This window comes from Haloarcula amylovorans, assembly GCF_004681185.1.
Classification (GTDB): domain Archaea; phylum Halobacteriota; class Halobacteria; order Halobacteriales; family Haloarculaceae; genus Haloarcula; species Haloarcula amylovorans.
Map to the genome: position 1 here is coordinate 1,268,910 of NZ_SRIF01000001.1, position 13,760 is coordinate 1,282,669.

A 13,760-nucleotide genomic window follows, 5' to 3' on the forward strand; every position below is an offset into this window, starting at 1 on the left:
ACTCGTCGCTTGTCCCGGCGACGACTCGAAGCACACGCGCTATTCGGCGTGTCAACATATGACAATACTGGCTTGCAAGAGCAAGCGAAATCGTTTGTCTCCGAGACCGGGAACGTAACTACGTCTCCACGCATGTCGTGTCGTGCCCGCGAGACAGAGACAGAAGCGGATTACTCATCGAATTACGTTCATGTTCACCACAATCTCCCCCGGCGAGTGGCGACACTCGCCAGCGACCTTCGAACCGGGCGATGACCGATCAGAAGCGTCGAACTGGAGGCGTGTCCTGTGGTAGACATCACCGACCCGCTGATTCTGACGATGACAGTCTACTTCCTCGTCACGCTCGCCGTCGGTCTGTGGTTCGGGCGCGGCGCTGGCGAGGGGTACGTGGAGTTCACGCTCGCGGGGCGGAACCTGAGCCTCCCGGTCTACATGATGACGTACTTCGCGACGTTCACCGGCGGCGGTCTCACGATGGGCATCGCCCAGCGAGCGTTCGTCGACGGCATTAGCGCCCAGTGGTACGCCATGGCCGAGGGGCTCGCGTGGATGACGATAACGGTGTTCATCGGCTTTCTGTACTCCTTCGAGGTCGTCAGCGTCCCCGGCCTGTTGGGCCGGGTCTACGGGGAGTACACCCAGTACTTCGCCGGCCTGTTCACCGTCGTTGGGCAGGTGGCGCTCACCGCCGGGCAGACTATCGGGATGGCGTCGATCATTTCCGTCGTCACGGACGTCTCGCTGTCGGTCGCCTTCTGGGTGAGCGTCGCGATATTCGTCGGTCTCACCGCCTACGGCGGAATGAGCACCGTCGCGTATACGGACACCTTACACGGCGTGGTCATCATCGTCGGGATGCTCATCGCGACGCCTATCGCGGTGACGAACGCCGGCGGCGTGGGCGCTATCGCCGGGAGCGTCCCCGAGGGTCACATGAACTGGTTCGGCGTTGGTCTCGTGCAAATCGGCACATGGTACCTGATGTACATCACCGTCGCGGGCGCACAACAGCAGATGCTCCAGCGGACGTGGTCCGCCCGGAGTAAGCGGGTCGCCATGTTCGGGACGTTCCTCGCCGGCGCGATTATCACTGGGTACGGCGTGCTCACCGCGGCCGCGGGTATGATAGCCAACGCGCAGGGCGCGCAGATCGAGTCCTCGATGGCGTTCGCGTGGACCATCACGAACACGCTCCCGCCGGTGCTCGCGGGCCTCCTGCTGGCGGCGGCCGTCTCGGCGGTCATCACCGGCGCGGACTCGTTCCTGCTCGCCGGCGCGACGAGTTTCGTCAACGACCTCTACATTCCGTTGCGCGGCGGGAAATCGAGCTTGGACGATAAGCACCTCGTCGCGGTGACTCGGGTCACCGTCCTCGTCTTCGGCGTCGGTGCCGCGCTGATAGCCCAGAGCGGCATCCAGATAATCGCCATCAACACGCTCGGGATGGGCATCATGTCCGTCCTCTTCGCCGGTCTCGTGATGATGCTCTGGGACGGGACCGTTCGGGAGGCCGGCCTGCCCGGGTTCGTCGTCGGCGGCGTCGTCTTCGCCAGCTGGGAGTTCGCGCTCGGGTCGCCCGAGTTCTTCGGCGAGGGGCAGGTCGAACCGGCGGTCCCGGCGACGATAGCGGCAATCGTCACCATCTGGCTCGTGAGTATGCTGTACGATGGCGGCGAACGCTTCGACATCGGCCGAGTTCGCGAACTCGCGAGTCGGGACATGAATCGCATGGAAGCAGAAGAGACCGTCGCGGGAGACGACTGAGAGCAGGCGACCCTGTGGACTCACCGCACGCGCTGTATGAGGTCGTGGTCCAGACAGTCCGCCGGAAGTTCTCCTCTCCACTCGGCGCGTTCGATGCCCTCGTCGGCGAGACCGGGGTCAGACGACAGTTCGGTGTCGTCAGGCGTCGCGCGATAGGTGCCGAAGTGAAACTGCGTCTCGCGGTCGTCATCCGTCAGCGTTACTTCGGTCACGGCGAGCAGTTCCCTCACAGAGATCTCGACGCCGGTCTCCTCGTGGACCTCGCGGACTAGCGCCGTCTCGCGGGTCTCGCCAGTCTCGACGCCGCCGCCAGGGAGCATCCACCGACCGTCGTCGCGGACGAACAGGACGCGGCCCTCTCTATCTTCGATTAGCGCGCCGACGGCCCACTCCAGTCCGTTCTCGATACGCGCGTGGTACGTCTCGAACGTGGTCTCGTCGACCGTCCGAGTGACTCGCCGAGTGAACACGTCGTCCTCGAAGGCCGAGAGCGAGGGCATCTACGGGAGGTCGACCGCGACGCCGTGCTGGAGACCCGCCGCTTTGACGGTGTTGTAAAGCAACATCGCGCGGGTCATCGGGCCGACGCCGCCGGGAACCGGCGTGATAGCGCCCGCTCGCTCCTTCGCGCTCTCGTACTCCACGTCGCCGACGAGTTCGTAGCCCTTCTCCGTGTCGGCGTCCACGCGGTTGATACCCACGTCGATGACCGTCGCGCCCTCCTGAATCATGTCGCCGTCTATCATCTCGGGGACGCCGGCGGCGGCCACGAGAATGTCCGCCTCTCGGGTCTTCGCCGCGAGGTCCTCGGTGCGGGAGTGACACACCGTCGTCGTCGCGTTGCCGCCCGGCGCTTTCTGGATGAACAGGTTCGCCATCGGCTTGCCGACGATGTCCGAGCGCCCGACGACGACTGCCTCCTTGCCTTCCGTGTCAACGCCAGCGGACTCGATGAGCTTCTGGATGCCGTGGGGCGTACAGGGTTTGTAACGTGCGTCTCCGGCGACGAGACGGCCGACGTTCTCGGGATGGAAGCCGTCCACGTCCTTCTCGGGGTCGATAGCCCGCAGGACCTCGCGGTCGGAGACGTGGTCGGGGACCGGCATCTGGACGAGGATGCCGTTGACGTTCTCGTCGCCGTTCAGGTCGTCGATGGTGTCGTACAGCTCGCTCGCGTCGGCGTCGGGGTCGATGTCGATGTCGATGGCCTCGATGCCGACCTCGGCGCAGTCGTCCTGTTTCATCGAGACGTACGTCTCGCTGGCCGGGTCGTCGCTCATGAGGACCGTCGCCAGCGAGGGCTGGACGCCCTCGGCGTCTAGCTGGTCGATGGCCGTCGAGAGGTCGTCGCGAATCGACTGAGCGACGGCGTCACCGTCGATTATCTCTGTCATCAGGTGGAGAGGGACACGCGGAGGCTAAAAGCGTCACTATGATGCCTCCGACACGCCGGGCGGTATCACGGTCGGCGTCTCAGGGACAGTCGGCGTCGTCGAACTGCGTCGGGTCAGGGCCTTGCTGGACCGCTCGGGTCGCGCCGCCAGGGACGGCGACGAGCATCGCCTGCCCGCCGTAGCCGTGCGTCTGGTCGTGGCCGCGGACGACCACGCAGTCCACGTCGCCGGGAACCGCTATCGTCTCCGAGCGAGTGAACGGATCCGTCGAGTGCTCGTGGAGCAGTTCGCGCCGGCCCAACTGCTCCCCAGCGAGTGTCTCGACCTGCCACCAGTTCGCATAGCCGTCTTCGCCGTCGTCATCGTGATAGAGAGTTACGTCGAAGCGGTACTCGCTACCACCGGTTTCGGCGAGTTCGACGCCGACGACGTTCGCCTCTCGCAGATCGAGTTCCGGCGTCGGCTGCGCGCTGGTCCGGCGCTGTGTCGTCGATGCGGTTCCACCGTCCGTCGTGTCGGTACGCCCGTCCGGGGGTTCCGTCCCGCCGGCGTCGGCCGGTTGACCACAGCCGGCGAGCCCCGCCAGTAGAGCGGTGCTACTCGAAAGGACAGCTCGACGTGTCGGTGGCGTCATACACGAACGTCGCACCGCGCGGAGAAAAACCGTCGGCAGTCGTGTGGTTACTCGTAGAGCGTGTACTCGTCGGTCAGTTCGTCGACGCGGGCACTGATCTCGGCGATCAGTTCGTCGTCGTCGGGGGCATCCACGACATCGTAGATGAGGTCGGCGACTTCGCGGCAGGCGTCCTCGTCGAAGCCGCGGGTGGTGAGCGCCGGCGTGCCCGCGCGGATGCCCGAAGGGTTGAATGCCGAGCGTGTCTCGCCCGGCACCGTGTTCGCGTTCAGCACGAGACCCGCCGCTTCGAGGGCTTCCTCGACTTCTTTACCGGTCGTGTCGGGATGGGACGGTCGCAGGTCGGCGAGGACGAGGTGGTTGTCCGTGCCGTCCGAAACGAGGTCGAGGCCGTGCTCTTGCAGGCGGTCGCCCAGCGCCTTCGCGTTGGCGACGGTCTGTTCGGCGTACGCCTCGAACTCGGGTTCGAGCGCCTCGCCGAAGCCGACCGCTTTGCCGGCGACGTTGTGCATGAGCGGGCCGCCCTGCGAGCCGGGGAACACCGCCGAGTCGACGTCGTCTGCGTACGCCTCGTCGCACATGATGATGCCGCCGCGACCGGCGCGGATGGTCTTGTGCGTCGAGCCGGTGACGAAGTCGGCAACGCCGACGGGGGACTCGTGGACGCCCGCGGCGACGAGCCCGGTGATGTGAGCGATGTCGGCGAGGTGGTAGGCGTCTACGGCGTCGGCCGTCTCCTGAATCCGCTCGAAGTCGACCTCTCGGGGGTACGCAGAGTAGCCCGAAACGATGATGTCCGGTTCGAACTCCTCGGCGTGGTCTGCGAGGCCCTCGTAGTCGATGTAGCCCGTCTCCTCGTCGACCTCGTACTGCTCGACCTCGTAGACCTGTCCGGCGAAGTTCGCCGGATGGCCGTGAGAGAGGTGGCCGCCGTGGGTCAGGTCCAGGGAGAGAATCTTATCGCCCGGGTCGAGGACGGCGAGGTAGACGCCCATGTTGGCCTGCGAACCCGAGTGTGGTTGAACGTTGACGTGGTCTGCGCCCCACAGCTCCTCGGCGCGTTCGATGGCCAGTTCCTCGATTTCGTCTGCGTACTCACAGCCGCCGTAGTAGCGTTCGCCGGGGTAGCCCTCGGCGTACTTGTTGGTGAGTTCCGAACTCTGGGCCTCCATGACTGCTTCGGAGACGTGGTTCTCGCTGGCGATCATCGAAAGCGTGTCGTTCTGGCGCGCACGCTCACCTTCGAGTGCGTCGGCGACGGCAGGGTCCGTCTCGCGGACGGTGTCGTAGGTCATGTCGCACTCTCGAACGCCGCCCGTCAATAATCTACCCTTTGGCCGAGAGCATGAGGCTCGCTGACAGGAGTCGCAGCGAATTACGGCCCACTCATTCGGTGAAGAATTATATCAGCCAAGTTATAGTCATGCCTATATTGCATTAGCGCAAACTGGTTGTCGTATGAGCACGTGGGGGACGTCGGACGCGGGTGACCGGGGGGATCACCTTGCAGCCGACGACGACGGTGGATCTCTCTGTCCGGAAGCGATACTGAAACAGCTGGATTCGGTGCGCGAACAGGCTACGTGGCCGATTCCGCGCCAGACCGACGAGAGTTTTACTGCAAAGACGGGGCGACTCGTCCTCCCTGGGACGGACGTGACGGTGACCGGATTGGAATGTAACGCACAGTATCAACTCACGCGTGCCTCGGAGTTACCCGAGGGGGCCTTCCTCGTCACCGGGACAGTCGAACGGACGTCGACATGCAACCGAGACGACCCGTTCGCGACCGACGAAGTTCGGGTTCACGTCCGGTTCGACGGGCCGGCCTCGCTGCGTCCGACGTGTGAGGGGACGGTCCTCTCACTGTGGGAGTCCACTCCGATCACGTTGGGGTTCAGCGAGACGACGACCGGCCTCGAACGAGTGCAGGTCCCCGAGACAGTCGCCGGACTCGCCGCCGGCCTCTCCTGTCTGAGTGCTGCCCATCACACGATGGCCCCCTCACGGTCCCACCCAGCACAGCGCGACCATCCGCCGCTCCTGACGACTGGTGAGACCACATCGATTCCCGACGCCGTCGCACAACAGTGCCACGAGACCGGTATCGAACTGCGCCTCCCCGAGACAGTCGAATCCACCTTCGTCGCCGCGCCGCTCGCGTTCTACCTCGGCGCGTCGGTCACCGTCGGCGACCGCGACCGTCCCGTGTTGACTGCGGCCGGGACGAACGTCGACCGCGAGTTTTCACCGCTCCCGGGCTTCCAGACGGAGGCCGCCGCGATGCTCAGGCGGGTGTTCTACCTCGACTGCCTGGTCAGACGAGTGAACCCCGAACGGAACGCCGACCTTCTCGATGCGTGCTCGCTGGACCCCGAGGCGGTGCGAACGCTCTCGCCAGCGGGCCGACTGGAGCGCTACCTCTCGGTCCCGTCGACCGCGATACGAGACGGCCTCCCGGAGTGGCATCTCTCGACGCATGCGCACCCGTCGCTCGACCGAGCGCGATGCCTCCCGTTCTTGCTCGACAAGTTGAGCCTCATCTATCTGCCCGAGGCCGCTGAACTCAATCGACGGGACCTCCTCGACCAGATGCTCACCGACGCCTATCCGACCCGCGGGACCTCCGCGACGGCGACAATGGTCGAACCGAGCGCCAGTTCGGCTCGCGTCCGCGCGTGGCTGGCACCGGGGACGCCGATCGACGCCTTCAAACCGACGACGGCGGCCTACGAGAACCGCTATCGCTATCGCGAGCGGGACAGCGACCACCTCCAGTTGTCCGTCGTGCTGAACGACTCGACGATGTCGGACGAACACGGTGCAGTAACCGAGATCTACCGGGCAGCGGACCTGCCAATGGACGTGGCCGTCACCGAGCAACTGACGAGGGCCGAACTCGCGGACGTTTTCGAGTCCCGGAACGACTTCGTCCACTTCATCGGCCACTGCGAGAGCGACGGGCTCCGCTGTCCGGACGGAACGCTCTCGACAGAGACCCTCTCGGACGTCCAGACGCGGACCTTCTTCCTGAACGCCTGTGGCTCCTACGACGAGGGGTTGGACCTCGTCGAGAGCGGCGCAGTCGCCGGGGCCGTCACGTTCACCGACGTTCTGGACCGTCACGCGGCGCTGGTCGGGACGGCCTTCGCACGCCTGTTGAGCACCGGGTTCAGCATGCAGCGTGCGCTCCAGCTCGCCCGCCGACGCATCATGATGGGGAAAGATTATGCCGTCGTCGGCGACGGCACGTACGCGCTCATGCCCAGTCCGGCCGAGCCCGTGGTGATCTGGCTGACAGAGACTGACGCGGGCTACGACATCGTCTGTGAAGTCGTAACACCGCGGGCTGGGGAGCGCTATCGTCTCCCATTCGGGAGCGTGAGCGCGCTTAACGGGAGGCGAACCGACCTCTCGGTGGACGCCGAGACGCTCGTCGAGACGCTCGAATCCATCTCAGTCCCCGTCATCTTCGACGGCGAGTTTCACTGGTCGGGCGACTTAGCGGCCCGCCTCCCCGAGCCAGCCTGAAACCACTCCTCACGCGGATTTGCGTTCCAAGAGGAAACCGTCTGCTCGGTGGTCGTACATCGATTTCCGGTAGCTCGTATTCTGCATACATTTAACTCATCAGTAAGGTGCGTCTGTTCGATGTGTTCAAGAAATCAACCCGAAACGGCCGATGAAATTAAATGGTTCAAGCCACAATACACCTTCTAGGACAATGAGTGCAACCCTACTGCAAGACGACATCGGTTCGATGCTGTCGGCGGTGTTCGAGGAGGCCGACGAAACAGTGTACGTGGTCAACCCGGACAGAGACGCCGTATCGGCACTCGTCTCGACGCTAGACGAGCAGTCCGACCCCTCGCCGGTTCGGCTGCTCGCCGACGAACGCGTGCTGAAAGACGTCATGGACGACTTCCTCGTCGCCAGCACGGCCGCAGACCTCATCGAGGCGGACACCCTCGCGATGCGGTTGCTCGAAGACGTGCCGGCACATTCCGTCGCGGTGACGACGGACAACGTCTACGCGCTCGTGGCCATCGGCGACGCCGTCGGCGGATTAGGCACGGACGACGACGACTTCGTTGGAACCGCGTACGACTACTACGAGACGTCCTGGGAAGACGCCGAGACGTTCTCGCTTCGGACGCCGGCCATCTCGCGGGTCCGCACGACATTAGAAGCGGATATCGGCGAGGCGGCCGCCAACGACTTCGATGCGGTCCTCGGATCGCTGGCGACCGCTCGCGGTGACGGCGACGGGCTCGACGAGGTCACCATCAGTCTGCTGGTGGCCGCCCGCAACGGCGAACTGCTGTACGACATCAGCAAGTGGGGCGAGGACGTCGGGCTGGCGAGCAAGGCGACGTTCTCCCGTACGAAGACGAAGCTCGAAGACATGGGCCTCATCGACACGGAGAAGGTTCCCATCGACGTGGGCCGACCGCGACTGCGCTTGATGCTCGGCGACGAGCGACTCGAAGACGCCGACGCCGACGAGCTGGCGACGGTCGCACAGAGCCTGCTGGCCGCATAGGTTTTTCTTTCCCCTCCGTTTTATCGGGGGCATGACCACTGTCGAAGTCGTCGGGAGCGGCCCGGCCGCCGAGTCGCTCGTCGCCGCGGTCGAGGACGCGGACGCGACCGTTACCCGCGTCGAAGAACCGTTCGAAGCCGATGCCGACCTCGCCGTCGTCGTCGGCCCGGTCACTTCAACCCTCTTTCAGTCAGCGAACGACCGGGCCGTCGAGAGCCAGAGAGCGTGGGTCGCCGTCGAACTCGGCGGTATCGGCGGCGTTCCAGCAGTCGACGCAGCGGTCAGCGGATTCGGCCCGCAGACCGGTTGTTACGACTGTCTCAGACAGCGAGTCCGGGCAAACGTCGACCAGGAGAAAGCGCCCGCCGAAGCGCCGTCGGCCGGCACCCAACGGTTCGCGGGCGCAGTCGCCGGGCGGCGTATCGAGCAGGCGCTCGCTGGCGAGGGAGCGCTCGCCGGCACCGTCGTCGAACTGCCTCACACCGAGCGGCAGTTCCTCCCGGTTCCGGGGTGTCGCTGCGACGAGTCCTCGCGGTGGCGGCTGCGTCGTTCGGGGAGTCCAGAACACGAACGAGAGGCGCTCGAACGGGCCGAGGCCGGACTCGACCAGCGAGTGGGTATCGCCCGTAACGTCGGGGAGGGCGAGTCGTTCCCCGCGCCGTACTATCTGGCGTCGCTCACGGACACGTCAGGGTTCAGCGACGCGACCGCACCACAGCAGGCCGCGGGCGTCGCCGTCGACTGGGATGCCGCGTTCATGAAGGCCCTCGGCGAGGGGTACGAGCGCTACGCCGCCGGTACTTACCGCGAAGCGACGATGGCGAGGGGAACTGCAGAGAGCATCGAAGGAGCGCTGGACCCGACGGCGTTCGTTGCGCCCGATGGCGAGGGATGGACGGCGGACGGCGAACTGTCGTGGGTCCCCGCTGAAACTCTCGACACTGGCAAAGCGGTCGCCGCGCCCGCGGAAGTCGTCGTCTACCCGCCGCCTTCGCGGACGGTGCGTCCAGCGACGACCACGGGGCTCGGACTCGGAAGTTCAGAGACCGATGCGCTACTCTCGGGACTCTACGAGGTCATCGAACGCGACGCGGCGATGCTCGCGTGGTACTCGACGTACGACCCGCTGGAAGTCGTCGTCGAAGCGAACGAGTCCTACGAGACGCTCCGCCGCCGCGCTCGCTCGGAGGACCTCTCCGTGACCGCGCTCTCGCTCACACAGGACGTCGACGTGCCGGTCGTGACTGTCGCCGTCCAGCGGGACGCGTGGCCGAAGTTCGCGCTGGGCACGTCGGCGTCGCTCGACGCGGGGGCCGCCGCCGCGGGGGCGCTCGAAGAGGCGCTGCAGAACTGGATGGAACTGCGGGGGATGGGCAAAGAAGGCGCGCGGGACGAGGACGGCGCGATCGGTCAGTACGCCGACCGGCCCGAAGACGCGGCGTCCCTGGTCGAGGCGGAGACGGCCGTCCCGCTGTCGAGCATCGGCCCCGACGACGCTCCCAAGGGTGAGGCGGAACTGTCCGCTCTCGTAGACCGCGTGACAGACGCCGGTCTGACGCCTTACGCTGCGCGGCTCACGACGCGGGACCTCGAAGGGATGGGGTTCGATGCGGTGCGGGTGTTCTGCCCGGCGGCCCAGCCGCTCTTCTTCGACGACGCCTACTTCGGAAACCGGGCCGAGCACGTGCCAGCCGACCTCGGATTCGAACCGCGCCTCGACCGGGCGCATCACCCGTTCCCCTGACTGGGAAGCGAGTCCGAACTCAGGGTTTCAGGAGGACTTTCGTCACACCCTCTTCGCGCTCGTCGAAGCGCTCGTACATCTCCGGAGCGTCTTCGAGGTCCACACGGTGGGAAACAATGAAACTCGGTTCCGCGCGGCCTTCGATGATCATGTCGCGCAGCCGTCGGTCGTATCGCTTGACATCACATTGGCCGGTGCCGACCCGCAGTCCGCTCTCGAAGAGCTTGCCGAAGTCGATGCGAAGCTCACCGGGTTCGTCGACGTGTTCCGGCGGGTTGGGGTCCGAGGAGAAGTAGACGCCGACGATGCCGACCTTGCCCGTCGCGCGGACGGTGCCGATGAGGTCGTTGATGACCTGCGAGGGGTCCTCGCGGGACTTGTCGTACGCGCCGTCGCCGTGGCTGTGCCGGCCACCGTCGATGGCTTGATAGCCGACCGCGTCGACGCCCTTGTCGACTTTGCCGCCGTGTTGCTCGGGGATAACTTCGGTCGGGTCTTCCTCTTCGAAATTGACTGTCGTCGCGTCGCAGTACTCCTCGGCGAGTTCGAGGCGGCTCTCGACTCTATCGACGAGGTAGATGTCGGATGCGCCCTTGAGTTTCGCACTATACGCCGCCATCAGTCCGACGGGACCGCCGCCGTAGACGACCACCGACTCGCCGGCTTCGAGGTCAGCGAGTTCGGTGCCGTGCCACCCGGTCGGGAACACGTCGGCGAGCATTATGAAGTCGTCTTCGTGTTCGTCGCCGTCGGGCAGTTGCAGTGCGTTGAAGTCGGCGTGTGGGACCCGGACCTTCTCGGCTTGCCCGCCCTGATAGGGGCCCATCATCGCGTAGCCGTAGACGCCGCCGGGCGTCTCGGAGTCGGCGTTCAGACAGAAGGCGGTGTAGTTGTCTACGCAGTTGCGGCAGTACCCGCAGGCGATGTTGAACGGGAGGACGACCCGGTCGCCCGGTTCGAGGCTCTCGACGCCGTCGCCGACCTCCTCGATGACGCCCATAATTTCGTGGCCGAACGCGCGCCCCTCGTCCATCGGGGTACGGCCCTCGTACATGTGGAGGTCCGACCCGCAGATAGCGCTCGTCGTGATGTCCAAGATCGCGTCGTTGGGGCCTTCAAGTTCGGGTTCGTCGATCTCCTCGACTGCCATCTCGTGCGGTCCTCGGTAGACCGTTGCGTTGATAGTCATTATCGGGTTCCCGCTGTGCCTTCAAGCGGCGATTTCCAAATCAGTCGCTTGCTTGCACCCGCAGGCGGCGACAAGGCTGTCATCGTGCGATTCCGAAAAGCGGCCGTAACGTACCGCTTCGCGCCCGAAACGTACGCATTCGACACAGAACCATTATAGTGGTGGGTGTTGTCAGTTATCATGGGAGCCGGCGCTTCGGCTCAGCAACTAACACATGGTATCCGAGTACGACCTCCCGTGTAGCGAGTGTGGAGACAGCCTCGTTCGTGCCGAAGTGACGACAGCAGATGGGTCGACGCTGACAGTCGCGGAGTGTCGAAGTTGCGGGGGACGCTACTACCCCGAATCGACACTACAACAGATTTAGATGGCGAACGTGGCCCGCAGCATGTCGCGTGTGCCGGGCCCGAGACCGACGGCGGTGACGGCGACGAGCAACAGCAACGCGTAGCGTGGGCTCTCGTCGATGAACTCCTCGTTGAACAGCCAGACGACGAGCGACGCAACGACGAGCTTGACGATCAGGAACGGCCACGACGTGCCGATTGCGGCCGTGAGTCCCGCCGGCTGGAGCGCCTCGGTCACCGAGATGATGAAGGCGTTGGCCGGGTGTTTCGGGTAGTATTCGAGGGGGACGTTCAACACGCTCAGCCAATCGGCGAGGATGACGTTGGCGACGCCGTCGATGGCGTGACCCCAGATCACGAACAGCCCGATGTAGCCAGTACCGTCGTTGACCTCGGGCGCATACGCGTCGAACGCCTTGTAGAGCCCGTAGGACAGCGCCGTCGCGATACCGACTGTCGAGAGGAGGACCGACGGGTACAGCGTCGAGTAGTCCGTCGTCGCCGCGACGCCGTAGAGGTAGACGAGCGTCCCGAGGACGAGCGCTGTCCCGACGCCGGCCGTCGCGCGGTAGTAGCTCCCAATGTAGCCGCGCCTGTCGAGGAGGACGCAGACGACGAGGGTCAGCAGCGTCATGAGGAAGACGGTGCCGTAGATGATGGGACTGATGATGAGCGAACTCAGCGGGTACTCGACCAGCGGCGAGACCCCGGCCTCGATGGCCCGGTCGGTCCCGTCCTCGACGACCCGGAGCGCCCCGCCCAGTAGCATGAAGGGGACGAACGCGAAGTAGAGCTTCGGATCGTTAGCGATGTCCAGTCGCTCTAGCAGGAAGTAGACGCCGACGAGCATGTACACCAGTATCAGCATGTAGCCGATTTCTGAGACGATGGTGTAGCCCGGTTCAGCGACGATACGACCGTTCTGGACGGCCGCCTGACACCCTTCGTACAGCGGCTCCGGGCCGCTGTCGGTCATGACCGCACAGCCGGCGGCTTTCGCGTCGGCGTACACCGGGCCCCAGAAGTAGTGCCAGAGGAAGCGGTCCCAGATGGCCTCTCGCGCCGTGAGTACCGCACCCCAGGCGACGACGAGAATAGCGACGAAGGAAGCGACCCAGAGGCGGCCGGCCCCATAGTCGTCGACGACCTGCTCGAACGTGTTCATGGGCGAGTGAGCGGCGTGCGTCGGTTTCAGGTTTCCGGTCGCGTGCGCGCAGACCGCGACACCGGCGGCTGGGACACCGACGACTCGGGTCTACTGCACTGCCTCGTTTCCGGCGGCCACTAGTTCGTCGTGGGCTTCGCCGTTCGATGCGACGAGCGCGGGGCTGTCGTGTCGCCACGCCTCGCCGTCGAGGTCGGTAACCGTCCCGCCCGCCTGCCGGACCATGTGGACGCCAGCGATGGTGTCCCACGGGTTCATCGGGACCGTACAGATCGCCCCATCCAGCCCGCCGTCGGCGACGAGCGCGAGCGTCGCCTGAAAGCTCCCAATACGGCGCATGTCCCCGAACCGCTCGACGACGGCGGTACAGAGGTCGCCGAACTCCGCACGGTCGTTTCGGTCCCACCAGCCGACGGGGGCGACGGCGAACGTCTCGGGGTCGGTGCGCTCGCTCACCGACAGCGTCGCGCCGTCGCGGGTCGCGCTCTCCGGCCCGGCGGCGTAGAGGTCGCCCGCCGACGGCATGTACGTCGCCGACCCGACTGGGTCGCCGTCTTCGAGGGCGGTGACGCTGGTCGCCCACGTTCGGTTGCCCCGGACGTAGTTCGCAGTGCCGTCGATAGGGTCTACCACCCACGCCGCCCCGCGGTCGGGGACGCCGTCGAGCACGCTGGGGTCGGTTTCGCCGGTCTCGGGACCGGCGAGCGTGACCACTTCCTCTTCGAGGACGAACGGGTCGTCGGGGAACTCCTCGCGGATGGTCGCCACCACCTGACTCTGTGCGTCGCGGTCCGTCTCCGTGACGAGGTCGTTCTTGTTGGCTTTCGTCTCGACAGCGAGGTCGCCGCGGAACTGCTTTCGCGCGACGACGCCCCCAGCCCGTGCGGCTCGTTCCGCGAGCGCCGCACGGTGGTGTGCGTCTGACATGGGCGGGGCTGGCAGGCCCGGAACCTTACCAACTCGGTATCCAGCAAAAG

At 65.5% G+C, this 13,760-nt stretch carries 12 protein-coding genes; 5 read left to right on the forward strand and 7 right to left on the reverse strand.

What is annotated here, in order from left to right:
• Positions 1-288 precede the first annotated feature (288 nt).
• Positions 289-1,767 carry a sodium:solute symporter family protein gene (locus E4S61_RS06405; protein WP_135303053.1) on the forward strand — a complete coding sequence of 493 codons (1,479 nt, stop codon included), beginning with the start codon at positions 289-291 and terminating at the stop codon, positions 1,765-1,767.
• Positions 1,768-1,787: 20 nt separating this feature from the next.
• Here E4S61_RS06405 and E4S61_RS06410 read toward each other — a convergent pair whose 3' ends face one another.
• From E4S61_RS06410 to glyA, 4 genes are all read right to left on the reverse strand, one after another.
• On the reverse strand, positions 1,788-2,267 hold the full coding sequence (locus E4S61_RS06410) for an NUDIX hydrolase (RefSeq protein ID WP_135303054.1): 480 nt from the start codon (positions 2,265-2,267) through the stop codon (positions 1,788-1,790).
• The gene (locus E4S61_RS06415; RefSeq protein ID WP_135303055.1) at positions 2,268-3,161 is read right to left on the reverse strand and encodes a bifunctional methylenetetrahydrofolate dehydrogenase/methenyltetrahydrofolate cyclohydrolase; all 894 of its coding nucleotides are present in this window, start codon (positions 3,159-3,161) and stop codon (positions 2,268-2,270) included.
• 79 nt (positions 3,162-3,240) lie between these two features.
• On the reverse strand, positions 3,241-3,795 hold the full coding sequence (locus E4S61_RS06420) for a hypothetical protein (RefSeq protein WP_135303056.1): 555 nt from the start codon (positions 3,793-3,795) through the stop codon (positions 3,241-3,243).
• 47 nt (positions 3,796-3,842) lie between these two features.
• The gene (glyA, locus tag E4S61_RS06425) at positions 3,843-5,090 is read right to left on the reverse strand and encodes a serine hydroxymethyltransferase (RefSeq protein ID WP_135303057.1); all 1,248 of its coding nucleotides are present in this window, start codon (positions 5,088-5,090) and stop codon (positions 3,843-3,845) included.
• 163 nt (positions 5,091-5,253) lie between these two features.
• Here glyA and E4S61_RS06430 point away from each other — a divergent pair, with 163 nt between their 5' ends.
• The 3 genes from E4S61_RS06430 (at position 5,254) to E4S61_RS06440 (ending at position 10,082) form a co-directional block, all read left to right on the forward strand.
• Positions 5,254-7,326: a hypothetical protein gene (locus E4S61_RS06430; RefSeq protein WP_135303058.1), complete on the forward strand. Its 2,073-nt coding sequence runs from the start codon at positions 5,254-5,256 to the stop codon at positions 7,324-7,326.
• A 193-nt stretch (positions 7,327-7,519) separates the two neighbouring features.
• A complete protein-coding gene (gene tbsP / locus E4S61_RS06435) occupies positions 7,520-8,338 on the forward strand; it encodes a transcriptional regulator TbsP (protein ID WP_135303059.1) in 819 nt (272 codons plus the stop codon).
• 31 nt (positions 8,339-8,369) lie between these two features.
• Positions 8,370-10,082 carry a YcaO-like family protein gene (locus E4S61_RS06440; RefSeq protein ID WP_135303060.1) on the forward strand — a complete coding sequence of 571 codons (1,713 nt, stop codon included), beginning with the start codon at positions 8,370-8,372 and terminating at the stop codon, positions 10,080-10,082.
• A gap of 19 nt (positions 10,083-10,101) precedes the next feature.
• On the opposite strand, the gene E4S61_RS06445 is transcribed toward E4S61_RS06440, so the two are convergent.
• Positions 10,102-11,271, reverse strand: coding sequence for a glutathione-independent formaldehyde dehydrogenase (locus E4S61_RS06445; protein WP_167768428.1), 1,170 nt, complete (start codon positions 11,269-11,271; stop codon positions 10,102-10,104).
• Positions 11,272-11,485: 214 nt separating this feature from the next.
• On the opposite strand from E4S61_RS06445, the gene E4S61_RS25290 reads away from it, so the two are divergent.
• On the forward strand, positions 11,486-11,638 hold the full coding sequence (locus E4S61_RS25290; RefSeq protein ID WP_167768429.1) for a hypothetical protein: 153 nt from the start codon (positions 11,486-11,488) through the stop codon (positions 11,636-11,638).
• Here the strand turns inward: E4S61_RS25290 and E4S61_RS06450 are convergent.
• Together E4S61_RS06450 and E4S61_RS06455 are read right to left on the reverse strand one after the other, a co-directional pair.
• Entirely contained in the window at positions 11,635-12,783 is a 1,149-nt protein-coding gene (locus E4S61_RS06450) for a DUF63 family protein (RefSeq protein WP_135303061.1), read from the reverse strand. The genes E4S61_RS25290 and E4S61_RS06450 overlap by 4 nt on opposite strands.
• A 90-nt stretch (positions 12,784-12,873) precedes the next feature.
• Complete coding sequence (locus E4S61_RS06455) at positions 12,874-13,710, reverse strand: inositol monophosphatase family protein (RefSeq protein WP_135303062.1); 837 nt, start codon at positions 13,708-13,710, stop codon at positions 12,874-12,876.
• Positions 13,711-13,760: the final 50 nt, after the last annotated feature.

Bases quoted from the DNA above. Each gene is read 5' to 3' on its own strand.
- E4S61_RS06410 (WP_135303054.1), bottom strand. From the start codon at position 2,267: ATGCCCTCGCTCTCGGCCTTCGAGGACGACGTGTTCACTCGGCGAGTC.
- E4S61_RS06415 (WP_135303055.1), bottom strand. From the start codon at position 3,161: ATGACAGAGATAATCGACGGTGACGCCGTCGCTCAGTCGATTCGCGAC.
- E4S61_RS06420 (WP_135303056.1), bottom strand. From the start codon at position 3,795: ATGACGCCACCGACACGTCGAGCTGTCCTTTCGAGTAGCACCGCTCTA.
- E4S61_RS06450 (WP_135303061.1), bottom strand. From the start codon at position 12,783: ATGAACACGTTCGAGCAGGTCGTCGACGACTATGGGGCCGGCCGCCTC.
- E4S61_RS06455 (WP_135303062.1), bottom strand. From the start codon at position 13,710: ATGTCAGACGCACACCACCGTGCGGCGCTCGCGGAACGAGCCGCACGG.
- glyA (WP_135303057.1), bottom strand. From the start codon at position 5,090: ATGACCTACGACACCGTCCGCGAGACGGACCCTGCCGTCGCCGACGCA.
- E4S61_RS06445 (WP_167768428.1), bottom strand. From the start codon at position 11,271: ATGACTATCAACGCAACGGTCTACCGAGGACCGCACGAGATGGCAGTC.
- E4S61_RS06430 (WP_135303058.1), top strand. From the start codon at position 5,254: ATGAGCACGTGGGGGACGTCGGACGCGGGTGACCGGGGGGATCACCTT.
- tbsP (WP_135303059.1), top strand. From the start codon at position 7,520: ATGAGTGCAACCCTACTGCAAGACGACATCGGTTCGATGCTGTCGGCG.
- E4S61_RS25290 (WP_167768429.1), top strand. From the start codon at position 11,486: ATGGTATCCGAGTACGACCTCCCGTGTAGCGAGTGTGGAGACAGCCTC.
- E4S61_RS06440 (WP_135303060.1), top strand. From the start codon at position 8,370: ATGACCACTGTCGAAGTCGTCGGGAGCGGCCCGGCCGCCGAGTCGCTC.